The 26824-nt window shown below is 65.7% G+C and carries 25 protein-coding genes and 1 tRNA gene; 13 read left to right on the top strand and 13 right to left on the bottom strand.

Annotated elements, in window-relative coordinates; genetic code table 11:
* Positions 1 to 31 precede the first annotated feature (31 nt).
* Positions 32 to 916, bottom strand: a complete 885-nt coding sequence (locus tag MUG98_RS09200; protein ID WP_265111835.1) for a COX15/CtaA family protein — start codon at positions 914 to 916, stop codon at positions 32 to 34.
* Between the two features lie 222 nt (positions 917 to 1138).
* Between MUG98_RS09200 and MUG98_RS09195 the strand changes: the two genes are divergently transcribed.
* Entirely contained in the window at positions 1139 to 2236 is a 1098-nt protein-coding gene (locus tag MUG98_RS09195; RefSeq protein WP_265111834.1) for a M24 family metallopeptidase, read from the top strand.
* A 4-nt stretch (positions 2237 to 2240) separates the two neighbouring features.
* Here the strand turns inward: MUG98_RS09195 and MUG98_RS09190 are convergent, their stop codons facing one another.
* Both MUG98_RS09190 and MUG98_RS09185 read right to left on the bottom strand, forming a co-directional pair.
* The gene (locus tag MUG98_RS09190) at positions 2241 to 2936 is read right to left on the bottom strand and encodes a helix-turn-helix domain-containing protein (protein WP_265111833.1); all 696 of its coding nucleotides are present in this window, start codon (positions 2934 to 2936) and stop codon (positions 2241 to 2243) included.
* A 58-nt stretch (positions 2937 to 2994) separates the two neighbouring features.
* Positions 2995 to 4077 carry a glutamate--cysteine ligase gene (locus tag MUG98_RS09185; RefSeq protein ID WP_265111832.1) on the bottom strand — a complete coding sequence of 361 codons (1083 nt, stop codon included), beginning with the start codon at positions 4075 to 4077 and terminating at the stop codon, positions 2995 to 2997.
* Between the two features lie 256 nt (positions 4078 to 4333).
* Between MUG98_RS09185 and MUG98_RS09180 the strand changes: the two genes are divergently transcribed.
* Positions 4334 to 4528, top strand: coding sequence for a cold-shock protein (locus MUG98_RS09180; RefSeq protein ID WP_265111831.1), 195 nt, complete (start codon positions 4334 to 4336; stop codon positions 4526 to 4528).
* Between the two features lie 147 nt (positions 4529 to 4675).
* Here the strand turns inward: MUG98_RS09180 and MUG98_RS09175 are convergent, their stop codons facing one another.
* Positions 4676 to 6259 carry a fatty acid--CoA ligase gene (locus MUG98_RS09175; protein ID WP_265111830.1) on the bottom strand — a complete coding sequence of 528 codons (1584 nt, stop codon included), beginning with the start codon at positions 6257 to 6259 and terminating at the stop codon, positions 4676 to 4678.
* Between the two features lie 206 nt (positions 6260 to 6465).
* Between MUG98_RS09175 and MUG98_RS09170 the strand changes: the two genes are divergently transcribed.
* Positions 6466 to 6990: a DUF8215 family protein gene (locus MUG98_RS09170; protein WP_265111829.1), complete on the top strand. Its 525-nt coding sequence runs from the start codon at positions 6466 to 6468 to the stop codon at positions 6988 to 6990.
* 27 nt (positions 6991 to 7017) lie between these two features.
* On the opposite strand, the gene MUG98_RS09165 is transcribed toward MUG98_RS09170, so the two are convergent.
* The gene (locus MUG98_RS09165; RefSeq protein WP_265111828.1) at positions 7018 to 7656 is read right to left on the bottom strand and encodes a fibrillarin-like rRNA/tRNA 2'-O-methyltransferase; all 639 of its coding nucleotides are present in this window, start codon (positions 7654 to 7656) and stop codon (positions 7018 to 7020) included.
* Positions 7649 to 8518 carry an NOP5/NOP56 family protein gene (locus tag MUG98_RS09160; protein WP_265111827.1) on the bottom strand — a complete coding sequence of 290 codons (870 nt, stop codon included), beginning with the start codon at positions 8516 to 8518 and terminating at the stop codon, positions 7649 to 7651. The genes MUG98_RS09165 and MUG98_RS09160 overlap by 8 nt, the downstream gene beginning before the upstream one ends.
* 357 nt (positions 8519 to 8875) lie before the next feature.
* Here MUG98_RS09160 and MUG98_RS09155 point away from each other — a divergent pair, with 357 nt between their 5' ends.
* A complete protein-coding gene (locus MUG98_RS09155; protein ID WP_265111826.1) occupies positions 8876 to 11002 on the top strand; it encodes an SLC13 family permease in 2127 nt (708 codons plus the stop codon).
* A 115-nt stretch (positions 11003 to 11117) separates the two neighbouring features.
* Here MUG98_RS09155 and MUG98_RS09150 read toward each other — a convergent pair whose 3' ends face one another.
* The 4 genes from MUG98_RS09150 to MUG98_RS09135 all read right to left on the bottom strand — a co-directional run bounded on the left by MUG98_RS09150 (position 11118) and on the right by MUG98_RS09135 (position 13701).
* Positions 11118 to 12203, bottom strand: a complete 1086-nt coding sequence (locus MUG98_RS09150; RefSeq protein ID WP_265111825.1) for a DUF63 family protein — start codon at positions 12201 to 12203, stop codon at positions 11118 to 11120.
* Between the two features lie 131 nt (positions 12204 to 12334).
* Positions 12335 to 13144 carry an inositol monophosphatase family protein gene (locus MUG98_RS09145; RefSeq protein WP_265111824.1) on the bottom strand — a complete coding sequence of 270 codons (810 nt, stop codon included), beginning with the start codon at positions 13142 to 13144 and terminating at the stop codon, positions 12335 to 12337.
* Between the two features lie 228 nt (positions 13145 to 13372).
* Positions 13373 to 13455: transfer RNA gene (locus tag MUG98_RS09140), tRNA-Leu, on the bottom strand.
* 117 nt (positions 13456 to 13572) lie between these two features.
* The gene (locus MUG98_RS09135) at positions 13573 to 13701 is read right to left on the bottom strand and encodes a hypothetical protein (protein ID WP_265111823.1); all 129 of its coding nucleotides are present in this window, start codon (positions 13699 to 13701) and stop codon (positions 13573 to 13575) included.
* 101 nt (positions 13702 to 13802) lie between these two features.
* Between MUG98_RS09135 and MUG98_RS09130 the strand changes: the two genes are divergently transcribed.
* The 7 genes from MUG98_RS09130 (at position 13803) to MUG98_RS09100 (ending at position 20344) form a co-directional block, all read left to right on the top strand.
* Complete coding sequence (locus MUG98_RS09130) at positions 13803 to 14288, top strand: DUF309 domain-containing protein (protein WP_265111822.1); 486 nt, start codon at positions 13803 to 13805, stop codon at positions 14286 to 14288.
* Positions 14289 to 14413: 125 nt separating this feature from the next.
* Positions 14414 to 15211, top strand: a complete 798-nt coding sequence (locus MUG98_RS09125) for a M14 family metallopeptidase (protein ID WP_265111821.1) — start codon at positions 14414 to 14416, stop codon at positions 15209 to 15211.
* 178 nt (positions 15212 to 15389) lie between these two features.
* Complete coding sequence (locus MUG98_RS09120; protein WP_265111820.1) at positions 15390 to 16073, top strand: DUF502 domain-containing protein; 684 nt, start codon at positions 15390 to 15392, stop codon at positions 16071 to 16073.
* Positions 16074 to 16188: 115 nt separating this feature from the next.
* Positions 16189 to 17769 carry an acetolactate synthase large subunit gene (locus MUG98_RS09115; protein ID WP_265111819.1) on the top strand — a complete coding sequence of 527 codons (1581 nt, stop codon included), beginning with the start codon at positions 16189 to 16191 and terminating at the stop codon, positions 17767 to 17769.
* 117 nt (positions 17770 to 17886) lie between these two features.
* Positions 17887 to 19188: a PQQ-dependent sugar dehydrogenase gene (locus tag MUG98_RS09110; protein ID WP_265111818.1), complete on the top strand. Its 1302-nt coding sequence runs from the start codon at positions 17887 to 17889 to the stop codon at positions 19186 to 19188.
* Positions 19189 to 19295: 107 nt separating this feature from the next.
* On the top strand, positions 19296 to 19640 hold the full coding sequence (locus MUG98_RS09105; protein WP_265111817.1) for a glutaredoxin family protein: 345 nt from the start codon (positions 19296 to 19298) through the stop codon (positions 19638 to 19640).
* A 122-nt stretch (positions 19641 to 19762) separates the two neighbouring features.
* Positions 19763 to 20344: a DUF7110 family protein gene (locus tag MUG98_RS09100; protein WP_265111816.1), complete on the top strand. Its 582-nt coding sequence runs from the start codon at positions 19763 to 19765 to the stop codon at positions 20342 to 20344.
* Between the two features lie 251 nt (positions 20345 to 20595).
* Here MUG98_RS09100 and MUG98_RS25245 read toward each other — a convergent pair whose 3' ends face one another.
* Entirely contained in the window at positions 20596 to 22428 is a 1833-nt protein-coding gene (locus tag MUG98_RS25245) for a methyl-accepting chemotaxis protein (protein WP_320443124.1), read from the bottom strand.
* Between the two features lie 602 nt (positions 22429 to 23030).
* Here MUG98_RS25245 and MUG98_RS09090 point away from each other — a divergent pair.
* Entirely contained in the window at positions 23031 to 24311 is a 1281-nt protein-coding gene (locus tag MUG98_RS09090; protein ID WP_265111815.1) for a PQQ-dependent sugar dehydrogenase, read from the top strand.
* A gap of 236 nt (positions 24312 to 24547) precedes the next feature.
* On the opposite strand, the gene MUG98_RS09085 is transcribed toward MUG98_RS09090, so the two are convergent.
* On the bottom strand, positions 24548 to 25204 hold the full coding sequence (locus tag MUG98_RS09085; protein ID WP_265111814.1) for a hypothetical protein: 657 nt from the start codon (positions 25202 to 25204) through the stop codon (positions 24548 to 24550).
* A 340-nt stretch (positions 25205 to 25544) separates the two neighbouring features.
* Here MUG98_RS09085 and MUG98_RS09080 point away from each other — a divergent pair, with 340 nt between their 5' ends.
* On the top strand, positions 25545 to 25859 hold the full coding sequence (locus MUG98_RS09080) for a DUF7577 domain-containing protein (protein ID WP_265111813.1): 315 nt from the start codon (positions 25545 to 25547) through the stop codon (positions 25857 to 25859).
* 57 nt (positions 25860 to 25916) lie between these two features.
* Here MUG98_RS09080 and MUG98_RS09075 read toward each other — a convergent pair whose 3' ends face one another.
* Positions 25917 to 26672, bottom strand: coding sequence for a hypothetical protein (locus MUG98_RS09075; RefSeq protein WP_265111812.1), 756 nt, complete (start codon positions 26670 to 26672; stop codon positions 25917 to 25919).
* Between the last annotated feature and the right edge of the window lie 152 nt (positions 26673 to 26824).

Here is a 26824-nt window from a genome sequence, read left to right as displayed (position 1 = left end):
CAGCGCGGACGGTCGATCGTCGGCGATGGGACTACGTCGAGAGGGCGTCCCGCGATCGCTCTCCGGCGGCCCGACTGCGCCAGATTCCGACGACGAAGACGACGGAGAGAGCGAGCGCGACGACGAGATAGAGCCCATCGAGCGCGGGACTGAACGTCATCAGGGACCGGCGACCGAGGTAGGAGACGGTGTACGCCAGCACGATCGAGCCACCCAGGAGTCCGATCAGTCGGCCGTCGTCGAGTCGCCACCGCCCGACCATCGTGGCGACGATGACCGACGCGAGCAACGCGAGCGTCACGCCGTACTGTACCAGCTGGATCGTCGGCGAATAGTCCGTCACGACGCCGAGATCGGTCGGGCTGAGCGCGACGTGCAGCGGCAGCGCGACGAGGCCGATCCCGAGCGCAACGGTCACGTGCGTGGCGGTGAGCTTCGACTTCCAGACGAGGACGGTTGCGGTGACGTACGTCGAGAAGATCAGTACGGCCGTCCAGAAGTGCAGCGACAGGATCTCCATCTGGTACTGGAAAACGGTTTCGCGGCCGAGGTACACCTGGATCGGCGTCAACACCATTCCGAGGACGACCAGCGACGCGACGCGCCTGTCGACGGCTGCCGATCGCCACGCGGCGACGGCCGAGCCGACGATCGCGAACCCCGCGAACATGGCGACGAAGCGGTGGATCCACTCGTAGAAACTCGGGAGCGTGGCCGGGAACAGGTTGAACGGGCCGCCGTCACACCGGGGCCAGTTCGCCTCACAGGCCAGTCCCGATCCGGTCGCTTTGGCCGCGATGCCGAGCAGAATCGTCGCCGCGACCAGGGCGAGCGTCGTCGCGAGCAGGTGGGGAAAGCCGAACCGGGCGATCAGCGATCGAACTTCGGGACGAGAGGTGCGATTGTCGGTCGACACGGGCGTTCTGGCGGGGGATTAGGTCCAGCCGTACTTAGGTTCCCCGAGTCGTTCTTACGGCGCAGGAATCGCCACACCGTCCGTCCAGCGACCGGGAGAACCCGTAGACGGGGTGCGGCGATCGGTTCGCCACCGCCGACGCGACCGCGACGACCAACCGGTCACCGCCGGCGACGACTCGGCGTTCGTCGGATTCAAGAGTCGGCCACGCCAGCATCCCGCATGAGCAAACGCGAGCGACTCGCGGCGTATCTCGACAGCCAGGATCTCGATTCGGTCTGGTTCGCGCGACCGAACTCGTTTGCGTGGCTGACGGGCGGGACCAACGTCGTCGATCGGGAGACCGACGCCGGCGTCGCGGCCGTCGGCTACGACGGCGAGGACGTCCGCATCGTGACGAACAACATCGAGGCCGATCGGATCGCCGCCGAAGAACTCCCGGATCTCGAGGATCCGACCGTCGAACAGTTCTCGTGGCACGCTTCGTCGCTCGGCGAGGCGATCGCCGCACGCGTCGGATCCGACGAACGTGCAGCGGCGGACGTCGACGTCCCCGGATTCGATCGGGTCGATCCGACGTCGCTGCGCCAGCCGCTGACCGAGCGCGATCGGGAGCGCTACCGCGATCTCTGTCGGGAGACGGCCGCAGCCGTCGAGTCGGTCTGCCGGGAACTGCGCGCCGAGGACACCGAACACGAGATCGCGTCGGCCCTGCGGGTCGCGCTCTCGGCCCGGGACGTCGAGGCCCCCGTCGTGCTCGTCGGCGGCGAGGACCGCGTACAGCGGTACCGCCACTACACCCCGACGAACGCCGAACTCGGCGGCTACTGTCTCGTCTCCGTCACTGCGGAACGCGCCGGACTCCACGCCAGTTGTACCCGGAGCGTCGCGTTCGATCCGCCGACGTGGCTGGAGGATCGACACACGACCGCCGCCCGAGTCGAGACGACGGCCCTCGCGGCGACGCAGGCGGCCGCCGTGGCCGGCGGCACCGCCGGCGACGTCTTCGAGGCGATCCAGGACGCGTACGACGCGCTCGGCTACGACGGCGAGTGGGAGAATCACCATCAGGGCGGGGCCGCCGGCTTCGCCGGCCGGGAGTGGATCGCGACCCCTGGCCACGACGCGGCAGTCGAGACGCCGATGGCATACGCGTGGAACCCGACGGTCGAGGGAGCGAAAAGCGAGGACACCGCGCTCGTGACCGACGACGAGGTAGACGTACTGACGACGACGGGCAACTGGCCCACCACGACGGCCCGTGCCGTCGATCGGGAGTTCGAACTCGAACGGCCTGCGGTGCTCGGACTGGACGACTAACCGGTCAGTTATCGCCGTCGGCGTCGGGTTCGTCGGCGGCCGACTCCTCCGGGTCGATCGGTTCGACCCTCTCGGATTCCTCGTCGGCGTCGTATTCGACCGCTGTATCCGACTCTCGTTCGCTATCCGCCCCGTCTTCTTCGTCGACGCCACCGCCGATCGTCGGTGCCGTGTCGTCGACCGTAATCGTCACCGGTTCGACCGACTCCTCGAGCGCCGGTTCGCCGTCCTCGTCGCGATCGATGACCCGATCGAGCGTGAAGATTGTGTTCAGTTCCTGCTGGACCTGGTCGACGACGCCGCCGACCAGGTCGCTGGGCTGGATCGCCGTGTACTCGTAGGGGTTGTTCCCCGCGCCCTCGCTCGCGCGTTTCTCGCGGCTGACCCGCTCTTCGTCGTGGAGTTCCGCGAGCGCTTCGCGGACGGTACTCGGGTAGAGCCCCGTTCCCTTGGCCACCTCTTCGGACGTACTGCCGGGGTTGGCCAGCAGGTAGACGTAGATCTTGGCCCGGGTCTCCGTGTCCAGGATCCACGAGAGCAGGTCGACGATCCGCTGATCCACCTCTTCGATCGCCTGTATCCGAACACCCTCAGTCTCGTCGCCGGCCTCGTCGGCGTCGATCTCCGTGGCCGACCGATCGTCGAGATCGTCTCGATCCCCCTCGTCCAGTCGGTCCGCGTCGGTGTCGTCTGGAGCCATGTGACCTCTCGTGAGGGACAAAGTTTCCTGCGGAGTTAAACCTTTGCGGGCACGGCGGTTACGAGGGCTGCAGAAACAGCGACTCACACAGCGCGTCCGGGCCATCTTCCTCGAGCAGGCGGCGCTGTCGACTCGCTCCGCTCTCGCGCTCGTAGACGCGTTTGATCCCGTCGATCCCCAGTCGCTCGCACTCGCGATCGACGAGTTCGCCCAGGTCGACGGTTCCCTCGAGGTCCCGATCGATGAACGTCGCGTCGTGGCCGTGCCGGATCGCGCGCCACTTGTTCTCGTCCAAGAGTTCCCGGCGGTGGCGGCGGCCGCTCGTGCCGTCCTCGTAGGCCGCCGCGAGCGCCTCCACGAGCGCGTGGGCGTACTCGACGAACGCCAGCACGACGTCCGGGTCGGCCTGTCCGTCCGGCGTCCGCAACTCGACCGTTCCGTGGGCCGTGTGCGGGCGGACGTCGTACCAGAGTTCGCCCCGGTCCTCGATCGCGCCGGTCTCTAACATCCGGCGCTCGAACCGATCGAACGCGTCGAAGTCCTCGAAGTGAGTCGGCATCCCCGTGTTCGGGAGGCCCTCGAAGATCTTCGCGCGGGCGGACTGGAGGCCGGTGTCGAACCCGTTCCAGAACGGCGAGTTGGCCGACAGGGCGAGCATGATCGGGACGTACCAGCGCAGTTCGTTGGCGATCCAGACCGCCTTGTCCGCGTCGTCGACGCCGACGTGGACGTGGACCCCGGCCGTCGTGTTACGGTGTTGCGGGTACTGGATCCGATCGAGTTGCGATCGGTAGCGGGGCTTCTCCGCGTGTTCGAGTTCGCGCCACTTCGCGAGCGGGTGCAGGCCGGCCGCGGCGATCCGAAAGTCGTGAGCCGCGGCGTGATCGACCAGTGCCTCGCGGACCGACCGCAACGACTCGCGGGCGTCGTCGGGATCCTCGATCAGGGGCGTCTGCGTCTCGATGACGAACTTGAAGAGTTCGTGGTCGAGTCGATCCGCGAGGATCTCGGGCGGGTCGTGCTCGTAGACGAGTTCGTCCGTCCCACTCGTGGGTCGACCGCGCTCGTCGACGACGAAACACTCCTCTTCGATCCCGAGCGTACCCATCCGCGTGAACGAGTCCCGCGAGCCGCGTTCCATCGTTGGGTGCTTTCGGCCCCGACAGTAAATACGGTTTGGAGTCGGTCCGATGCACCGGAATCGGTGGCGAGGGCGGTCACGGTACCGCTGCTGGGACGTCGACGTCCGCTATCGTCGCCACCGACCGCCGCTGCACGCCCGATCGCCCGACGAGTCGTCGATCGCGTCGTCACGTTCCGCATTCGTACGCGACGACCGTCGTGGTACCACGACCCTCGCAAGGGTTATCCGCGTTCTGACCCTACGTTTGTTCGTAATGGCAAACGGTAACGTTGATTTCTTCAACGACACAGGCGGCTACGGTTTCATTTCGACGGACGACGCGGACGAGGACGTATTCTTCCACATGGAAGACGTCGGCGGCCCGGACCTCGAAGAAGGCACGGAGATCGAATTCGACATCGAACAGGCCCCCAAGGGTCCACGCGCGACGAACGTCGTCCGCAACTAATATCTACTGCTGACCGTCGCCTGGCGGCGACGCTGAACGCTAGATTTCATTTTTGAGACGGGTACTCACTGAGCCAGTGCGCTCCGACGCCGAGTCTTTCGAGCGGCTCCGCGCCGAAGATCGAGTCACACCAGCCCCGAGTATCGATCAGGACGTGATGGACTCGGCCTCGGGTTCGACGTCCGCCTCGTCCTCCCTGAGTTTGAACTTCTGGATCTTGCCGCTGGGGTTCTTCGGCAGTTCGTCGACGAAGTAGTATCGCCTCGGACGCTTGAAATCGGCGAGCTGATCGCTCTCGACCGCGAACTCGTCCAGTTCGTCCGCGGAGACGCCCTCGTCGGCGACGACGTACGCGACGACCAGTTCGCCCCACTCCTCGTCGGGTTCGCCGAGAACGGCCGCCTCTTCGACGCCGTCGTGGGAGAACAGGACGTCCTCGACTTCCGCCGGATAGACGTTCTCGCCCCCGGAGACGATCATGTCGTCTTTCCGATCGACGACGTAGAGGTAGCCGTCGTCGTCGCGGTAGCCGAGGTCGCCGGTGTAGTACCAGGTCGTGCCGTCCGCCTCGCGCAGGGACCGCGCGGTCGCCTCCGGCCGGTTCCAGTACTCGCGCATCGTACACGGACCGGCGATCAGGATCTCCCCGATCTCTCCGCGTTCGACCTCCCGATCCGGCTCCGCGTCCGGTTCGACGACGCGCAGTTCGTGGTTGAGCGCTGGCAGGCCCGCACAGCCCTGTTTCGAGAGTTGATCCTCCGGGCGCTGGAACACGCCGGCGGGACCGATTTCGGTCATCCCGTAGGCCTGGAGGTAGTCCTCGCAGAGGTGCTCGCGACAGTTCTCGAGCACCTGCGCCGGCATCGGGGCCGCGCCGTACAGTCCCAGTCGGAGTGCGGAGACGTCGACGTCACCCTCGGCGGCGGTCAGCGACAGCCCGTTCCAGGCCGTCGGCGCGGCGAACAGGAGCGTCACGTCGCGTTCCTCGATCGCCTCGAGTGCCGCCTGCGGATCGAACTCGTGGTGGACGACGTTCGTCGCGCCGCGGTGGACCCGCGGCAACAGACAGCAGTGCAGTTCGGCGCAGTGGTACAGCGGCATGATCGACAGGCCGACGTCGTCCCGCGTGACGTTCATCTCGGCGATACACAGCAGGTTGTGATCCACCATGTCCCGGTGTTCGTGAACCACGCCCTTCGGGCGGCCAGTCGTCCCCGACGTGTAAATGAAGGCGTAGACGTCGTCTTCGTCGACGATCACCGACGGGGACTCGCCGTCCCCGGACTCGAGGAGGTCGTAGAAATCCAGCGCGTACTCCGGGGCGTCGTCGATCGCGACGTAGTGCTCGACGGTTTCGAGCGCGGGGCGAGCACCCTCGACGGCCTCGCGCGTCTCCGGTTCGAAGATCAGCATCTCGGCCGCGGCGTCGTCGACGATGTACTCGATCTCGCCGGCCGGCAGACGGAAGTTCAGCGGCGTGAACACCGCACCGATCTTCGCACACGCGTATACGGTGAGTGCGATCTCCGAGCCGTTGTGCAGGACGGTCGCGACCCGATCGCCCTTCTCGATGCCGGCGTCCAGCATCGCGTTCGCCAGCCGATTCACCCGCTCGTCGAACTCCGCGTAGGTGAAGCGCTGGTCCTTTCGCGGATAGACGATCGCGTCGCGGTCGGGGTACCGATCGACCGTCTGTTCTAGCGTGTCACCGATCGTGACATGAGTTGACATATGTCTCCACGATTCGAGGGAGGCGTATATATCGTTACTCGATATTTACGAGCCGATCGGATCTGAAGCGGATTCCCCGTGGAGAGGATGGTCCGGGTAGCGTCCCGGTCGAGTGCGGGAGGGGACTCGGCGAGTACCAGGCTGCGTACCAGATCACGATCGAGGTACCGTCGACGGTTATCACGATCGAGCGCGTAGCGACGGCCGTGAACCGCGATCGGAGCAATCCGGCCCGGCAAACGGAGCCCGCGTACAGTACCACGCGCCGGACCTGGTACGGGTACGGCAGCCTCGCGACCGTCGAGAAGAGCGGGTTCGGACGGTTCCTTCACGACTGCAGTACCGTGTTCGGCGACGTTTCGATTCCGTCGCTGCCCGTGTTGTTCGCGCTCGTTGCAGCACCCGGAACCGGTCCCTACGACGCGACCGCTGCCGGCCTCGTCGCGTGGACGTCGATGGTCGTCGTCGGGACGGCGATCCGCGGCGGCTGGATCGCCCCTCTCGCGACCGACACGCTCGGCTGGGTGTCGATCACGCCGTCGTTGCTCGTCCTGCGAGTCGTCTACTACAACTTCGTGCTGGCCGTCGCCGTCTTCGGCGGCGTGGCCGTCGCGAACGCGGCCGGTATCGCCCCCCTCTCGCTCGTCGTCGCCGCGGTCGTCGCGATCGGGTCGGCGCTGACGTTTCCGCGGCTCGCGGAGTCGTTCTACGACGCCGTCCGCGGCCGGTAGCGGGCAGTCGATCGGCCGCGTACGAGGTCACCGGGGACGGGCGACGATCCCGAGGTGATCGGTGTGGTACTGGTCTAACCGTCGGTCCTCGAGGAGTTCGTAGCCGTCCGCGAGTTCCGCACGGACGTCGGCGAAGACGTCGTCGGGATCGCGGGTCACGTCTTCGCTGCGCGCCTTGACCGCGAGGAGCAATCGGCCGTCGTCGGTCAGGAATCGCGCATTCTCGAGCGCCACGCGGGCCTGACCCCGCGTCGCGACGTCCTGGACGATCACGTCCACGTCCGACTCGACGACGTGAGCGTAGGTCTCGGGTTTCCGGGCGTCTTTCAGCAGCGGGAACAGTCGCGGTCGACTCTCGGCGGCCTCGAGCAGATCCCGCGCCGGTCGCGCGGCGAATTCGACGGCGTAGGCCGGACCGGCGAAGTCGGCGACGTGGCTCACCGTCGTTCCGCTGGCTGCCCCGAGATACAGCACCGTCTCGCCGCCCGCGAGTCCGGTATCCATGCCGAGTTCGAGCATCGCCCCGAGTTTCGATCGGTGCGGGTCCCACGCTCGCCACTCGCCCTCCGTCGGTTCGCCGTAGACCGACTCGCCGCGGGTCGCGAGCCGGGTCGTCCCGTCGAACTCGCGGCGTTCGACGCCGGCCGGAAGCGTCGGCTCAGTCATCGTCCTCCTCCCCCGTCGTCCGTGCCTGAATCGTCTCGATCCGATCGGCCAGTTCGGCCTCGAGTTCGGAGTTTCGCTCCCCCGAGTAGTGGTCGATCCGGGCCGCGATCGCGAGTTTGCCCGCGACCGCTCGTGCGGCCGAGCCCCTGTTCTCGGGGTGCGTTCCCCTGACCGCGTCGTGGGTGTAGATGATCCCGTGCTTGGGCGAGGGGGCGTGGCCCCGGAGGTGTGCGAACAGCGCGTCCTCGGCCCCCAGGACCTGGACCGTGCCGCTGGGTTTCTTCGCCAGTTCCTCGAGGCCGCCGGCCAGCGAGATCAGCCGCGCCGCAAGCACCGGCCCCGCGAGCGCGGCGAGGTTCGGCGCGACGGTCGGCGTCTGGCGCTCGACGAACTTCCGCAGGTCGTCGCCCTCGTCGGCGAGGTCGGCGACGCGCTCGGCCAGCGATCGAACCCGGCCCGGGTCCCCCTCCAGGTCGGTCTCACGACCGGCCAGTTCGCGGGCGTACTCGATCCCGGTGCCCGCGTCGGGATCGATCGTGCCGGCCCACTCGGCGAGTCGCTCGGCGAGTTCGTTCGCCGTTCGGGTGCAGTCGTCCATCGCCCGGACCGCGTGGACGAGTTGCCGGTCGTCCGCCCGTTCGTCGGCCTCGACGGCCGATCGGGTCGCGGCCACCGTCGCCTCGTGGAGGCGATCGTAGTACTCCGTCTCCGAATCGGCGTAGCCGGCGTCGACGGCGAATCCCGGCCAGTCCCGGGGCTGTTCCGCCGTACCGCCGGCGATCGCCTCGCCCGCGCCCTCGAGATCACCCGGCTCCACGTCCACGAACCAGCCCGCCTCCGCGGGATCGGTTCCGTCGGTCATACCCGGCGGTAGTCGTCCCGGTTGTATATGCGTTCCCGAACCGGGGAGCGAACCCGTCCCACCGTCGGCGCTCGGAGCCCCGCTGCAGGACGGGGCTGGAACGGCGTTCTCCGCGGCCGGCGCTACCCGACGGGATAACTGGTGATCAGGTGAACCGATAACACTTTGTGAGATTCCGAAGAGGGTGACGTGTGTCCGCGCTATCCGTGCCAGGCGTACCGACGTGTCGACTCGTGAGGGGCGACTGTCGATCGAGTCGATCGTGATCCGGCCTGTTGTCTCCTCGGATCTACCGCACCGTCGGCCAGCGACCACGACGCCTCAGCACGCCTTCATCACACAACTGATAACTCACCGATGATCGGACCGGAACTCTCGACGGGGGCACTGGTCGTCTTTGGGATCATCGCCGTCGCGCTCGTCTTGTTCGTCTCGGAACTCATCCCGAACGACGTGACCGCGATCGGAATTATCGTCTCGCTGGCGGCGCTGGAACCGGTGACGGGCGTCAGTCACCGGATGGCCATCTCGGGGTTCGCCAACACGGCGACGATAACGATCGTCGCCATGTACATGCTCAGTGCCGGAATCCAGCGGACCGGGCTCGTTCAGCGGCTCGGACTCTCGCTCGCGACGTTCGCGAAGGGGAGCGAACGGCGTGCGCTGGCGGCGACGATCGGCACGACGGCTCCGATCGCGGGGTTCATCAACAACACCCCGGTCGTCGCGATTTTCATCCCGATGATCACGGACCTCGCCGAGAAGACCGGGATCTCGCCGTCGAAGCTGCTCATGCCGCTCTCCTACGCCGCGATTCTCGGCGGCACGCTGACGCTCGTCGGCACGTCGACGAACCTGCTCGCCAGCGAGTTCGCCGCGAGTCTCCTCGACCGCGGCCCGATCGGCATGTTCGAGTTCGCGATGCTCGGGGCCGTCGTCCTGATCGTCGGGCTCGCGTACCTCATGACCGTCGGCCGTCGGCTGACGCCCGCACGGATCCCGGTCGATGCGGACCTCGTCACGGAGTTCGACATGGCCGACCACCTCACACAGGTTCGGGTCGGTGCGAACTCGGCGCCGGTCGGGCTCACCGTGGGCGAACTCGAGGACCGGACCGAGGCGAACGTGCGCATCCTCCAGCTCCGGCGGAACGGCGGCCGCGACCCCCAGACCACGGAACGGGAGCGCGTGCTCCACTACGGCGGCGACGGCGACCTCGAAACCCATTCCGAAACGGACGAGAACGTCGAACCGATCGCCGGTGGGGACGAACGTGGCGACGACCGGGCCGAACGGGTCGCCGGTAGCGACGAGACGATCGGCAGCGCGACCGAGAACGGTAGCAGTGGTACCGTGCAGGGCGGGACCGGCGCCGCCCAGGGTGGCAGTGGTGTCGAGGGGATCGATCGTGACCGAGACCAGGTCGACCGCGGCGGCGAGACCTTCGTCGCGGTCGATACCGACCAGCGGATCCGCGAGGGTGACGTCCTCACGGTTCACGGCAACCTGCAGGCGGTCAACCGTTTCGTCGAGAATCAGGACCTGCGACAGCTCCTCCGGAAATCGGTAACCGAGGAGACGTTCGACGAGAACTCCAGTCCGGACCGGCTCGCGAAAGCGGTCGTCCCCGACGATTCGCCGTTCGTCGGCGAGCGACTCTCCGAGACCAACCTCCGGGAGGTCTACCGGACGACCGTGCTGGCGATCCGCCGCGACGGCGAGTTACTCCGGACCGATCTCAACGACGTCCGTCTCGCCGCCGGCGACGCGCTCCTGATCCAGACGGTCACGTCCACGATCGATCACTTCACCGGGTCGAACGACCTCGTCGTCATCGACGAGGACGCGATCGACCGCCTGGTCGCCGCGGACATCGACGAGGTCGCACCCCTGTCCCCGAAGACGCCGCTCGCGGTCGCGATCATGGCCGGCGTCGTCGGTGCGGCCGCGTTCGACGTCGTCTCGATCGTCATCGCCGCATTCGCCGGTGTCTTCCTCATGATCGTCACCGGCTGTCTGTCGACGGCCGACGCGTACGACGCCGTTTCGTGGAATATCGTCTTCCTGCTCGCGGGCGTGATCCCGCTCGGCGTCGCCCTCGAAGCAACTGCGGGGTCACAGTTCATCGCCGACGTACTCGTCGCGACTAACGACGTCCTGCCGCTCGCTGGGGTCCTGCTGCTGTTTTACATCGTCACGGGACTGCTCGCGAACGTCATCACGCCGGTCGCGACGGTAGTGTTGATGACCCCCGTCGCCGTCGACGCCGCGGCAACCCTTGGAGCGGCGCAGTTCTCCTTCCTGCTCGCGGTAATGTTCGCGTCCGCGACCTCCTTCATGACGCCGGTCGGCTACCAGACGAACCTGATGGTGTACGGTCCCGGCGGTTACGAGTTCACCGACTTCCTGCGGGTCGGCGGACCGCTGCAATTCCTGCTGGCGGTGGTCACGACGATCGGCATCGTCCTCGTCTGGGGTCTGTAGCGCTTCCAGACGCGATCGCGATCGAACGGGAGTCGGTAACGATCGCCACCGCAGAGGTCGAACGGGGAATCCGGAACGAAACGTTGAGGACGGAACGCGAACGGAAATTGCGGAGTTACACGCCGAACGTGGCCCGGAGCATGTCGCGGGTCCCCGGGCCGAGTCCGACCGCGACCACGATGATCATGAACAGGTAGGCGTAGCGGGGACTCTCCTCGAAGAACTCCTCGTTGAACAGCCAGACGACGAGGACCGCGGCGGCGAGTTTGACGAGCAGGAACGGCCACGCGGCGCCCGCGGCGTCGACGATCGCCGCGTTGATCGGGTGTTTCGGCACCAGGTTCGCCGGGAGGCCGAAGTAGGTCGCGTAGTCGAGTCCGATGACGTTCGCGACGCCGTCGACCGCGTGGGCCCAGATGACGACGATTCCCATATAGCGCGTCCCCCGATTCAGTTCGGGGGCGAACTGCTGGATCGCGACCCAGGTGAGTGCCGTCGCGACCGTCGCCCCGCCGAGGGTGGCGAGCGGGAGCAACGGATAGAACGACGCATACTCCGCTGTAGCCGCCGTATAGCCGAGATACGCGAGCGTGACCGTCAGGAGCCCACCCCCGATCGCGAACAGCGGGTACTCGTAGCCCGAGACGACGTCGTTCCGATCGAGTTTGACGGAGAGGATCACCGCGAGCACCGTGATGGCGAAGACGGTGAAGTAGATGAGCGGACTGATCAGGAACCCGTTCCACGGGAGATCGATCGGGAGTTCACCGGTCGCGCGGTAGGCGGCGACGTTGGTGTCCTCGACGACCCGCAGCGCGCCGCCGAACAGGAAGAACGGGAACAGACCGTAAAAGCCCGCCCGGTAGCGCTCGATCTCGAGGCGCTGGATCAGGAAGATGACCCCGATCGACATGAGGATCAGCGTCGGGATGTAGCCGGCGTAGGAGACGAACGTGTAGCCGGGTGACGCGGTCGGTCCGGTCGTCGCCGGCCCACACTCGACCGGCGTGCCGCCGTTCCACGCGACACAGCCCCAGCCGTGGGCGTCGGCGACGACCGGCCCCCAGTAATACTGCCAGATGAAATCGACGTAAACGCGCTGGGGGAACACTGTCGCGGCGAACGCCACCCCGGCGGCGAGGAGTACGACGGTCGCGGCCCAGACTCGCTCGGCCCCGTACCGCTCGATATACTCGTCCATGATCGATATCCTGAACGGGGGCCGCTTACCGTTTCCGATTTCTGACGCGCGGGACGGCGGACGGATGATCGCGGCGGCGCCGTTCCGGAGCGCAGTGGGTCGGCCGACCGGACCACGCTTCACCCGTCGGATTACTCGACGGCCGCGGCCTCGCGGGCGACCGCCAGCAACTCGTCGTGGATCTCGCCGTTCGAGGCCACCAGCCCCGTGCTGTCGTGTCGCCAGCGATCGCCCGCGAGGTCGGTGACGGTGCCGCCCGCCTCCCGGATCATGTGGACGCCGGCGACGCTGTCCCACGGGTTCATCACGAGGTTCGTGACGGCCCCGTCGAGCGCACCGGCGGCGACCATCGCGAGTTCGAGTTGCGCACAGCCGAAGCGGCGCATGTCGGCGAACCGGGTGACGATCGCCCGCGTGGCGGCGGCGTACTGGTCGCGCTCGTCGTAGTCCCACCAGAACGTCGGACAGACGGTCGCGGTCTCCGGATCGGTGCGATCGCTGACCGAGAGCGGGTCGTCGTTGCGGAACGCGCCGTCTGGCCCGACGCGATACGCGTCGTCGAGCGCGGGGAAGACGGACGCCCCGGCGGCCGGTTCGCCGTCGACGACCGCCGCGACCGCCGTCCCGAACACCCGGACGCCGTCGACGTAGTTGTTCGTCCCGTCGATCGGATCGACGATCCACGCCGGTCCCGTATCGGGCACCTGTTTCAGCGCGTCCGCTTCTTCGCCGACGATCGGATCCTCCGGGAACCGTTCTCGGAGGACCTCGACGACGGTCGTCTGGGCGTCCCGATCGGCCTGCGTGACGACGTCGGTCTTCCCGTCTTTCGTCTCGACGGCGATCCCCGATCGGAAGGCGTCCGCAGCGATCTCGGAACCGGCACTGGCTGCGCGGACGGCGACCTCTGTCCGCCGGCGCGCGTCGTCGGCGTCACTCATTGTGCACCGTGGGTGGACCAGTGAAAAGGATGTGACGGTTCGATCCCTTTCGGTGTGCGATCCGGCTCACGGTCGAGCGAGACGGCGGGATCGAAACTGGACGCGTCGAATCGTCGCAGAACAGACCGGTGACTCGTCGTCTCGATCCGGTCGCGTCAGAAGTTGCGAGGGAAGATCGCTTCGTGCTGATCTTCCGCATCTCGTTCGGTGCTTTCGCACCGCGTACGATGCGAGGGGAGGGAATCGAACCCACGAACGTCTACACGAGCGGATCTTGAGTCCGCCGCCGTTGACCGCTTGGCTACCCTCGCACGCAATCGACAGTTGGGTAGAACCGTATGAATACTCTGCGATTTCTGTGGCGTGACGATCGGTCGGTGCCGATCGATCCGGAATCACCACGGGAAGCCGTGCTCGGCGATCGATCATCAGGCCGTCGGTTCGTCGAGTTCGTCGTCCGAATACCGCTGGTGACAGTTGTGACACTGGTAGCCGCCGTCGACGTGTGCGTAGAGCCGCTCCCCGCAGTTCGGGCAGCGCCCGTACGGGTACTTCATCTAGTCGAAGCGTGGCACCGAATCAGAATAAGGCTACGGGGCACACAGTTCGCCCGCGACGGGACCAACGGAGTTACCCGTCGACTGGCCCAAGAGTGCCCATGGACGACCACACCCGTGACCCGACCGTCGCCGCACCGGCCGGGAACCCGACCGGCTGGCTCGCGTCCGAAGGCCGCTGGGAACACGCGACCCTCCGGCGGGCTGTGGTCCACGGCGTCCGTCTGTACAATTCCGGCGCGTTCCACGACTCACACGACTGTTTCGAGTCGGAGTGGTACAACTACGGGAGCGGAACCACCGAAAGCGCGTTCGCTCACGGAATGGTGCAAGTCGCGGCGGGCGCGTACAAGCACGTCGATTTCGAGAACGACGACGGCATGCGATCGCTCTTTCGAACCGCCCGCCAGTACTTCCGGGGCATCCCGCGCGACTACTACGGCGTCGACGTGCTCGACGTCCGCACGACGCTGACGAACGCCCTCGAAGAGCCGTCGCGGATCGACGGCTGGCTGATCACCCTCGACGGCGAGCAGCCGACTGCCCGTTCGGAGGACCGCGCGTACGCCGACTCGCTCGAGGAGTGATCCGAATCGAGGGGACGTGTCTCGCGTCCCGACAGTGGCGAGTGTCACCGCACGTCACGGGAAGACGGGAGGCCGCCCTCGTACCAACCGAATCGCATTTGAAGCCGGGGACCAACTATCAGATAATGAGAGTTGCACAGCTCGGGTCGGGAACGCCGGAGGTCGCAGTCGTCGCCGGGGTCCACGGCGACGAACCCTGCGGCGTCAGGGCGATCGAGCGACTGCTCGACGAGCGCCCGACCGTCGAACGGCCCGTCAAACTCGTCGTCGTCAACGAGGCGGCCCTCGAGCGACGGGTTCGCTTCGTCGACGAAGATCTGAATCGTGCGTTCCCGGGCCAGCAGGACGCGAAGACCCACGAAGGACGACTCGCCCACCGACTCGTCGAGGAACTGGAGGGCTGTCTCGCATTCTCGATGCACTCGACGCAGAGCCACGCCGACCCCTTCGCGATCGTCAACGGGATCAGCGAGACCGCGACGGAGATCTGTCCACAGCTGCCGGTCACCGCGATGGTCGAGACGAGTAACTTCTCGGAGGGCCGGCTCTTCTCCGAGATCGACACCGTCGAGGTCGAGTGTGGCCTGCAGGGATCCGAGACGGCCGCGGAGAACGCCGATCGGCTGACGCGTGCGTTCCTGACGGCCGTCGACGCGTTGCCGGGGGACACCGTTCACCGCGACCTCCCCGTGTTCCGGCTCACCGACGTCATCCGCAAGGAGCAGGCGGACACCTACGAGGTATTCGTCGAGAACTTCACGGAGGTCGAGCCGGGGAATCCGTTCGCGGCCGCCGACGGCGAGACGCAGATCGCCGAGGAGCCGTTCTACCCGGTTCTCATGTCGCCCAACGGCTACCGCGACGTCTTCGGGTACGCCGCCGAGAAGGTCGACGTCGTGCAGACGCCGACCGCGGCCGACTGACCCGATCGCGCGGGCCGATCGTTCTCGCCGAAACACGCGTCCTCGAGTGGCGACGCCGTCACCCGCCGGGGCGACGATGTCGTCCCGCCGCCGGGACGACGTTATCCTGCGGCGGACGGTCCGGTTGCTTTACATCGCAAACCCAACGGGTTCGTGGAACGGTGCCGAACTTCCGGTGATGTCGCCGACGTCTTCCGTCAAACGGTGGCTGGTTAACGGGGTCGCGATCACGATCCCGCTCGCGGTCACGCTCATCGTCCTCAGTTTCGTGCTGAATTTCGTACTGAACGTCCTCTCGCCGGTGGTGCTCGCGATCCTCTACGTCTGGCCGACCGATCCGCCGACGCCCGTCGTCCAGCTGACGACGCTCCTGTCGCTGTTCGGAACGGTACTGCTTGTCGGATTCGTGGCCGATCACACCTCTGGCCAACGGATCTCGCAGAACGTCCACGCGACGATCGAGTCGATTCCCGGCGTGAGCACGCTCTACGCGAGCGTCCGGCGGGCGAGCGACCTCCTCCTCGACGACGATACCGACCAGTTCCAGGACGTCAAACTCGTCGAGTTTCCCCACGAGAACGCGCACATGCTCGGGTTTCTCACTGCGGACACGCCCGCGTCGATCGAGCGCTGTCTCGGCAGAGACGATCTGCAGACGATTATGATCCCGCTCGGACCGAACCCCACGACGAACGGGTTCGTCCTCCACGTCCCCGCTGACCGCGTGTACGACGTCGACGTGTCCGTCGAAGCGGCAGTCCGATCGATCGCGACACTCGGCGTCGCGATCGGGCCAGCCGACGACGCCGAAAGCGGGGAAACCGATCGGTCCCCGCAGGCCGTCCCCGCAAGCGACGCGTAGCTTCCTGCAGGAGACGACGGCGACGGGCCGGTTAGCCGTCGTGACTGACCGGTGATCCGACGTATCAAGGTCCCTGTACGGGGATATCATTGGCCGTGGGATGGGAGGGAGAGCCATGCAGTCAGCATCCGACCTGCTCGTCGCCTGTCTCGAGGCCGAAGGAGTCGCGTCCGTCTTCGGTGTACCGGGAGAAGAGATCGAGGACCTGCTGTTCTCGCTACGGGATTCCTCGATCGCGTTCGTTCCGACCCGTCACGAACAGGGGGCGTCGTTCATGGCCGACGTACACGGTCGCCTCACCGGCGAGGCGGGCGTCTGTTGCTCGACGCTGGGCCCCGGCGCGACGAACCTCATCACCGGCGTCGCGGACGCCCACCTCGACAAGAGCCCCGTAGTCGTGATCACGGGCCAGGGCGGCCGGGAACGACTGCACAAGGAGAGCCACCAGGCGCTCGACGTGGTCGACGTCTTCGAGCCGATCGTCGAGTGGAACACGCAGATCGCGGAACCCGAGATCGTCCCCGAATCGGTTCGCAAGGCGTTCAAACTCGCCGAGTACGAGAAGCCGGGCGCGACGCACCTCGAATTTCCGGAGGACGTCGCCCGGGCAGAAACCGACGCCACGCCGATCCCCACCCGCGATCGGGTGCGCCGCCCCGATCCGGACGACGATGCGGCCGATCGGGCCGCGACGCTGCTCGAATCGGCCGAACGACCGATCATCCTCGCCGGCAACGGCGCGGTTCGAACGCGCGCAGCAGACACCATTCAGGCCCTCGTCGATCGACTCGGCGTGCCCGTCGTCGCGACCTACATGGGCAAGGGTGCGATCTCCGACCGGGAACCGGCCTCGCTGATGACGCTCGACTCCGGGCCGAACGACGAGGGTGCCAGGGCGATCGAGCGCGCCGACTGCGTCGTCGCGGTCGGCTACGACATCGCCGAACACGACCCGGCCGGCTGGAACCCCGACCTCGAGAAAACGATCGTTCACGTCGACCACGAACCGGCCGAAGTCTACCGCCACTACAATCCCGACGTCGAAATCGTCGCGGACGTGGGTGCGGCGGTCACGGCGATCGACGATCGCGTCCCCGACGGGGCGTGTTCGCTCTGGTGTCCGGAGCTCCACGACCGCCTCCTCGAAGCGGTGACGGACCCTCCAGGGTCGGATGAGCCGATCACCGTCGAAGGCGCCCTCCCGCTGCTGCGCGAGACCATGGCCGACGAGGACGTCTTGGTCTCGGACGTCGGCAGTCACAAGATGGCGATCGCGCAATCGTTCCCGGTGTACGAGCCGAATACCTGCGTCATCTCGAACGGGCTGGCGAGTATGGGGATCGCCGTCCCGGGGGCGGTCGCTGCGGACCTCGCGGTCGACGCCAACATCGTCGCGGGGACCGGAGACGGCGGATTCCTGATGAACGCCGCGGAACTCGAGACGGCGACGCGGCTCGATTGCGGGTTCACGGTAATCGTGTTCAACGACGACGACTACGGACTCATCTCCGAGAAGCAGCTCGAACACCGCGACGAACAGTTCGGGACGGGGCTCACCAATCCCGATCTCGTGACGTTCGCCGAGAGCTTCGGGATCGAGGCGTATCGTCCCGACACGTGGACCGAGATCGATCGAGTACTCTCGGAGACGGTCCCGTCGGACGACCTGGCTCTCGTCGAACTCCCGCTCGAGTGATCCCGCTCTCTCGATGGACCCTGCTCGGGATCACGAACTGACGGGAGTCGCGGGGTGCGTTCCCGTCCACCGCTGGTTCGCACAACGTTCTTCGAACCGCATCCCGTAGCGGCTCCCATGTCACCGCCGACCCGGCGACAGTACCTCCTCGCGATGGGATCGGCCGCCACCCTCGCCGGCTGTCTCGGCCCCCTCCTGGACGACGACCTCGAACTGGCGACGCCCGAGAGCGTCCCCGAGGACGACTGGGAACCGCCGGACTGGGAGCCGGCGGCGGACGCCCCGGTCGAAGACGACGTCTCGGCGACGACCGTCGTCACCGACCTCGAGATCCCGTGGGACCTCACGTTCGCCGGGGACGACGCATTCGTCACCGAGCGCGACGGGGGCGTGTACAGGTTCGCGACCGACGCCCTGACGAGCGAGGCGGGACTCACGCCGGCCGACGGAGATCGGGTTCTCGACGGCGACGACCTCCCCGATCGGGCAGCGCCCGGCGAGGGCGGGACGCTCGGCGTCGCAGCGCACCCCGACTCTCCCGATCGGTCCGGCCTGTTCGTCTACTACACGGTCGACGACGGGGACCTCTCGAACCGCGTCGTTCGGTACGATCGCGACGGCGACGACCTCGAGCCGATCGTCGAGGGGATTCCGGGGGCGCGGATCCACAACGGCGGGCGGATCGCCTTCGGACCGAACGACGACCTGTGGGTGCTCACGGGCGACGCGGGCGCTCCCGCGTCAGCGCAGGATCCCGGCTCGCTCGCGGGTGCCGTGCTCCGCACGACGCCGGATGGCGATCCGGTGGCGGCGAATCCCGACTGGGGGGCGGACGGCGATCCACGGACGTACACGCTCGGCCACCGAAACCCGCAGGGGATCGACTTCACGCCCGAGGGACGGCCGATCGTGACCGAACACGGCCCGCAGGCTCGCGACGAGGTCGCGGTGATCCAGCCGGGCGGGAACTACGGCTGGAACGTCGCCCGCGGTGGACCGGACGATCCGCAGTACGGCAACTACGCCGAGTACGACGACGCGACACCGCCGATCGTCAACACCGGCGAGACGACGTGGGCACCGTCGGGACTGACGTTCTACGACGGCGACTCGATCGCGAACTGGCAGTACAGACTCCTCGTCGCCGGACTCGTCTCGAACACGCTGTACGCCGTCTCGCTGTTCACCGAGCGCGTTCCGACGTTCGAATCTGGTGTCGCGTTCGACGCACCGTGGCTCGACGATCGGTTCACGGCCATCGCCCACCCGCTATTCGACGGCGCGTACGGACGACTGCGCCACGTCGACCAGGGACCAGCGGGGGCGTTGTACCTGCTCACCTCGAACCGGGACGGCCGGGCGAGTGGCGAGTTCCCGCGTGACCGCGACGATCGGATCGTCAGACTCGATCCGGCGTGACCCGCGGTCGGGCCACCCGATCGATCGGCCCGGTAGTCGGCGTACCGGCAACGTCGAACGGGGTCGATGACGCAAGGCCTATGCCGTTCACCCTCATATGACCCGACATGGACTTCCCACCGAACCAGGGCCTCGATCAGGACGAAGTCGACGAACACGTCGAAGAGACGATCGCCGACAACGAGGTCGTCCTCTTCATGAAGGGGACCGAACTCATGCCCCAGTGTGGGTACTCCCGTCGTGCACTCGGTCTGATCGACCAGTACCGCGACGAGTACGAGACGGTCGACGTCCTCGAATCGCTCGACGAGTACCGCGCCGCGCTCGAGGCCCACAGCGGCTGGGAGACGATCCCGCAGACGTTCGTCGACGGCGATTTCGTGGGCGGTTCGGACGTTCTGGCCGAACTCGAGGAACGCGGTGAACTGGCCGAGACACTCGACGTAGAATAAGAACACCTCCCAGACCGGAGTTAAATTTATCCAGACGCGTGACTGATGCATTTAATAGCAGATCATATAAGTCACCCTCCCGTACTAGAAACTCAGCGACTGTCGCCGCACACCTTCCCACTATGTCAACAGAGGAATCCAGACACGTATATCGGCTGCACTCGACCCTCGAACTGCCACTCGAAGACCTTCGCGAACACGTCGAGGGCGCCCAGTTCCCGAACGGGATCGCTGACGTGGAGATCACGCGGCGAAACAACACCCTCATTCTCAAGGCCGTCGCCGAAGACGATTCCGTCAGCAAGTACACGCCGACGGCCCAGCTCAAAGCGAGCGTCACCGAAAACCGGGTCTACGAGGAAGATCCGGAAGAGCGCCGCAACTCCTTCCGGTGGGACGAAGAGGAAGAAGAGGAGATCGAGTCGGAGCTCGTCGAATTCGCCGCGTTCAAGGGCGATCGCGAGACCGTCCTGCAGAACTCGCTGCTCCAGTACGAGATGTTCCTCGTCCTCTGTGGGATCGCCGAGACGGCAGAGAAAGGCACGCTGACGGCGATTTCGGAGCGTGGCGGTGACCTGGAGGCGACGCGGATCGTCGAGGGTGAACCGCGCCCCGCGGACATCGAGGTCGTGGAAGGCCCACGAGACTCGGGTTCCGGGCAGGGCGGGGTCAACTGGCGGGACAACAAGTTCATCAGCGACTGAGAGTACACAGCAGCGTTCTATATTTTCCGCCGCCGGGAGCGGCCGGTGGAGCCGGTGAAGTTGGTTCGACGCTCAGAGCATTCAACGGCGCGGACTAACCGGATTTCAGTGGGTGTAGCTGGCTGCTATCAAGTCGATGTGTCCACTGCCAGAGCATGCCGTACACGGGTTCGACACCGAGCAAGCAAAGACTCGCTTGTGTCCTCCATCGGAGCTGACTTCCGGGAGGAGGGAACGCTCTCGAAGGACCCTTATTCGTCTTCGTCCGCTTCGACGAACCAAACAGGTTCGGATTCGGGCGGCTCCGTCTCGTCGTCCGGCGCCTCGTTGCCGACGGTCTCGTGGTCGGCGTCACCGCGTTCGCGCGGTCGTGCTTGCTCGGCCGAACGGTCATCGATCGACGGCCGGGATTCGTCGTCGTGTTCGAACTCGTTGACCGGACCGCTCTCGCCGAGTTCTGTGTTGGAGTCGTCGTCCGGCCGTCCGAGGTCCTCGTCGGCAGTGGCGGCGAGGTCAGGTTCCTCCGCGTCCGTAGTGGCCACCGCCGGAGGAGACCCGTCGCCGCCAGCGTTATCGCCGGACGACAGCGATGCAGGGCTGCTGTTCGCATCGGTCACGAAGGTATCGAGTTCCGTAGCGAGCACCGACGCCTGTTGGCTGAGGTTCGTGATGGCTCGCGAGACCTCGGTGAGTGCGCTCGTCTGCTCTTCGGCGGCTGCGGCAACGTTTTCGGCTTCGGAAACCGTCTCCTGCGAGATCGTCGCCGCATCGTCGACCATGGCGACGACCTCCTGGGTCGAGGCGGCCTGCTGCTCGGTGGCTGCGGAAATCTCCTGGACGCCCTCGTTGGTCCGCTGGGCGTAGGTGGCAATATCATCGAGCGACTGTGCGGCGTTCTCGACCGCGCTCTTGTGTTCGGCGACCCGGTTGCTGGTCTCCTGGACCTCGGCGGCCGTCCTGTTGGTCTGGGACTTGATCTGCTCGATCGAGTCCTCGATGTCCGCTGCGGCCTCTTTGGTGTCGGCTGCGAGTTCTTTAACCTCCGTGGCGACGACGTCGAAGCCGCCGTCGTCTTCGGCCGTCGAGCGAGTGGCCTCGATGTCTGCGTTCAGCGCCAGCAGATTCGTTTGATCTGCGACCTCGGTGATGAACTCGACCAGTTCGTCGATCTGCTCGATCTCGGACCGGAGCGACTCGATCTCCTCGACAGCCCGATCGGACTCGGATTCGATTTCGTTCATCCCGTCGATCGCGGCCTGAGCGGCTTCGCGACCCTCTTCGCCCGTCTGAGCGGTTCGTTCTGCGATGTCCGCCACCTGGTTTGACGAGGAGGCAATCTCCTCGATAGTCCTCGAGAGCCCACTCATCTCGGCGTCGACCGACTGGAGGCTCTCGTTCTGTCGCTTCGCACCGTCGGAGATGTCCTGGATCGACGAGGTAACCTGCTCGGAAGCCGAGCGGACCTCCTCAGAGCTAGCCGTTACTTCATCGGAGGCGATCGCGACGTCCTCAGCGAACTGCTTGAGGTACTCGGTGGTCGACTCGATCTCGGTGATCATCTCGTTGAATTCGATCGCGATCTCACGCATCGCTTCGTTCTCGCTCTCGGGATCCATCCGTCGTGTCAAGTCGCCAGCTGCACACGCCTGCATCACGTCGGAGTACTCGTCGCCCTTCTGCTCCAGATGCCGGTTGACCTCTTCCGCGTTCTCCCGGAGACGAACAGCCTCACGACGGGCATTCTCCGCCTCCTCGATCTTGGTCTGGAGTGCCTCGCTCTTGTGCTGTAGTTCGTCGATGGTCACGAGCCCGGTATTGACCACCAGAAAGACGAACACCGCACCGAACAGGAAGACGAATCCTGTGAGTAGCTGGAATATCTCCTCGAATCCACTGATCGTAACCCAGAGGGCAGCGACGTATCCGACCAGAAAAAACGCCATCAGTACGAGCAGTCCGCGCCACCGTCGCCGATAGGCGTTTTCATCGAGTCGCTGCAACAGTGTCCTCGTATAGATGGTCGAACTGAACATCACGACCGTCCCGAAGACGATGAGAAACTGTACTACTGTCGATACGTTCATCGACGCACACCCCAAGCATATCTCTTCCCGAAACCGTCCGGTAAACGACCACTATTTATCACCGGCCTCATTCCCAACGAAGAATTCACGTGACGTAATACGAGCGTCCTCGGTGTCGTCTGGAGATTGGGTATCGGATGTATTTCCGAAGCATCTTGTTCGAGCATCAGGTTGTATGCTGTCGCAATGTACAAACTCATAACAGTGATGTTGCAGGTATTGTTTGAATCCATATGTTATGAAAAATACAATCGCATAAACTACAGCTTGGCTAACAGGAGACCAGTGTGACGTCGCCTTCCGATCGCCCAAGACGTCTCGTTGTTGTCACGTAGTGGTGCTGACGAGGTTTGTTCCGGCTCTCTACCACCGCTCACCTCTCTCAACTGACCGCCTACTGAGATGTGACAAGTTCTGGAACTCGGCTTCGTTTTCCTCTACGTGCTCTTGCCGGCGTATTTTTTGTCTTCGGCCACGTCCACGATGACCTGCTCGTTGCATACGATTTCGGGCCACCTGTCGGAGTTGCGATCAGTCGACGACGCGTATAGTTCATCATCGATCGAAGAGGTGTATTTCCGTCTCGGGGTCGTCCGAACCCTATGGGACCTCCGCAGGGCCGACGGCGATTTCTGACGATGGCGGCCGTCAGCACGATGACGGGGTTCGCCGGATGTGCGCTGCGATCGTCCGCCGACGAATCCAGGTCGAACGAAGCGCAGGATGCGATCGAGCGACTACCGGAGACGCTCGGACTCGAGACGCTGATCGACGGATTGGCGTTTCCACTGGCCGTGGAATTCGCACCCGGCGTGGATCGACGGTACGTCGCAGAGCGGGACGGCCGCGTCGTCGTCCACGAGTCGGACGGCCGTCTCGACGACCCGATACTCGATCTGCGCGAGGCGATCGAGACCGGAGGTGAGCGAGGCTTGCTGGGCATGGCGCTTCATCCCGAATTCGACGAGAACCGACGTCTGTTCGTCCACTACAGCGCCCCGCGCCGGCCGGGGACGCCGGACGACTACGATCACACGGGAGTGGTCGCGGCGTTCGAGGCGACCGACGACGGCAGGCGAGCGAAGCGTGATTCCGAACGCATCGTCCTCGAAATTCCGCAGCCACAGGACTTCCACAACGGCGGCGATATCGCGTTCGGACCGGACGGCTACCTCTACGTCACCGTCGGTGCGGGCGGCGGTGGCGGCGGCGGTGGACAGGACGTGACCGAAGACTTCCTGGGCAGTATTCTGCGTCTCGACGTCGACGAGCGGACGAGCGAACAGGAGTACACCGTGCCCGACGACAACCCGCTGGTCGGTCGACCGGGACTCGACGAGTACTACGCGTGGGGGTTCCGGAACCCGTGGCGGATGTCGTTCGACGACGGCGACTTCTTCGTCGCCGACGTCGGCGAGAACGACTACGAGGAAGTGAATCTCGTCCAGAAGGGCGGCAATTACGGCTGGAACGTCAAGGAGGGAACCCACTGCTACAGGGACGAGGACTGTCCGGACGAGACGGCCGCGGACGTCCGGGGCGGCGAACCGCTTCTCGATCCGATCGTCGAGTATCCACACGCGGCGGAAGGAGCAGGCGTTAGCGGCGTGTCGGTCATTGGCGGATACGTCTACCGCGGCTCGGCACTGCCGGCGTTAGAGAGCGTCTACGTCTTCGGTGATCTCGCGTCGGACGGACGGTTGTTCGCTGCCGTTCGACCCGCCGACAGCGACGAGCAGTGGCCGACCGGCGTCATCGAGATCGACGACGAAGCGAAACTCGAGCAGATACTCTCGTTTGGCCGGGACGCAAACGGGGAGCTGTACGTACTCGGAACCGGCGCTGACGGCGGCGGTCTCTATCGCATCGTTCCAGCCGCGTGATCGGATCGACACCGATTCGTCCGCCGATGCGGCGGTTTCCGGCCACGTGCTGGGCCTCGGCATCGTGTTCGTCCACGAGGTTCTGGTCGATCGTTCCGATCCGACCGCGACCGACCGATCGCCGACGAGTCGCAGCCGACCGGGTAGGCGCTACCAACTGGTCCTCTCGACGACCGCGATCGGGCACCGCAACCGAGACGAGGGGAACGGAGACGAGGGGAACGGAGACGCGGCTCTCACGTCCGATCGCGCGACGATCTTCCCTCCACTTCGTCCGAATCGTCGTCGATCGACTCCTCCGGGTCCGCGTCGGAGTCGTCCGGCCGCGATTCCTGCTCGGCGCGCTCGCTGATTTCCTCGACGGTCTCGATCACTTCGTCGACCTCCTGGCTCACCGTGTCGCTGACCGACTTCTCGACCTCTTCGCTGACAGTATCTCCGACGGACTTCTCGACTTCCTCGCTGACCGTCTTCTCGACCTCTTCGCTGACCGTCTCCTCCACCGTTTCGCTGACCTCCTTGCTGACCGTCTCCTCGACCTTCTCGGCCACATTATCGACCTCCTGACTCACCGTGTCGCTGACCGTCTTCTCGACCTCTTCGCTGACAGTGTCTCCGACGGACTTCTCGACTTCCTCGCTGACCGTGTCACCGACCGTCTTCTCGACCTCTTCGCTGACCGTCTCCTCGACCCGTTCGACGACCTCGCTGGTCATCCAGTCGGGATCGAACCGAGCCATCTTCCACCCGACGTGGATCATGTAGGAAACCAGCACGCCCAGTCCGAACGCGATGCCGATGCCAGTCCCGACCACGAGGATGAGTACGACTGCGACGAAGATCATCACGCCGTACAAGAGATCGACGACGAAGTCGACTCGATTCGGGTTCATCGTCGCTCACGCTCTATTCGAACGATATGTGCGGTCTTCGGGTCCATGGCCGACTATTTGAACTCGAGACGGGAATAGTCGTTCATCAACGGCCGGACAGTCACCGAGACGGAACTGTTCGCGTTCGCGATCGGACTCGAGTCCCCGATCGCGACCGCCCGGTCACCGATCGCCAACGGCGGGACCAGCGCCGTGACGCCGGGCAGACGATCGATCGGCGGTGACGCCGCAGACCCCGCCGAAGACGGCACTGACGCGGGTACCGATCCAGCCACCTCGAGACAGCTATCAACAGGCCGACCGGCGAGAGACGTATCTGGCTCGGCGAAGTAACGAACCCATGGATGACCCGGGAACCTACTCGATCGCGGGCCGACTCACCGTGGCTGCGTTCGTGGCGGTCGCGCCGACGATACTCTTTCTGGGCCTGGTTCGCGGACTGGAGCGGTTACGGGACGACGCCTTCCTCGCCGAGTGGGCACGCAAACAGGGCCAGGATCCCGACGACTTCGCGAACGACGACGTGCTGACCGTGCTCGCACGCGGCGCCGGGATCGAGGTAGACGAGTCGAAGACGGGGTTCTGTCCCGCCTGTGGCAGCGCGAATCGATCGGACGTGACGTACTGTCGGGAGTGTCTCGCTCGCCTGTCGTGACGTCGAACCGGTGGCTGCCGATCGTCGATCGCGGGGTGGAGAGCCGCCACAGTCGGGTCATCCCGACTGCGAATCGGCGTCCAGGTGAACGGCTGCCGGGGACGCGTCGCGGTAGACGGCCGCGCTGAGCATCCGGTCGACGTCGGTATCGGCCTCGACCGCGATGTCGATGGTTCGGCCGTCGACGGTGGTGATACTGAGGTGTGTCTCCCGCTGGCGGTCGAGACCGATCTCGTCGAACCGGTCCCGGTGTCGCTGTCCGTACCAGACGAGTGCCAGCCCACCGAGCGTCGTGACGACGAACAGCGGGGCCACGAGGGTCGAAGAGAAGAGCCCGACGCTGACGAGGACGAGGACGGAGACCACCCCGGTACCGACGAACAGTTGCTCGCGCGACGTATCTTGACCGTCTCGCCGGCCCGCGTGAACGATCGCGGTCGTAATCGCGACGGTCGCGATGGCGAGTCCCACCGTCACCGCGTCTCGGACGACACCGCCGGTCGAGAGCCGTCCGAAACCGACGAGCAGGACTCCGATCGCCAGGATACCACCGACGAGCCCCAGCACGCGTTGCCCCTCGGGCCCGCTGCTGAAGCGCAACCTGGTTCGCTGCCGGCTCTCGATCGAACTGACGTAGTCGTACCGGATATCCGTGAACGAGCCGCCGTTCGAGACGCACAGCAAGCGCCGATCGGTGAGGCCCACGGCCAGCCGCTCCCGGGTCGGGTTCTCGAGAAAGCGCCCCGACGTGAGACGCTGCACTGATTCGTCCTCGACCAGATGATCCGAGAGCCGCTCTTCGGCGGGCATCATCACCGAACGAGTAGTCCATCGCGACACATAGTAAGCCACCCCTTTCCGCGCGCTGTGACGGCCGTCGCGCAGGTCGGGACGACACTATCGGGGCCGAGAACGGGGGTTCTCGACGGTGGACCGTCACTTTACGACCGATCCGAGCGGCCCTC

The organism is Halosolutus halophilus (assembly GCF_022869805.1).
GTDB lineage: Archaea > Halobacteriota > Halobacteria > Halobacteriales > Natrialbaceae > Halosolutus > Halosolutus halophilus.
Note: the sequence above shows the minus strand (reverse complement) of the source record. Positions and strands in the feature narration are given on the sequence as shown.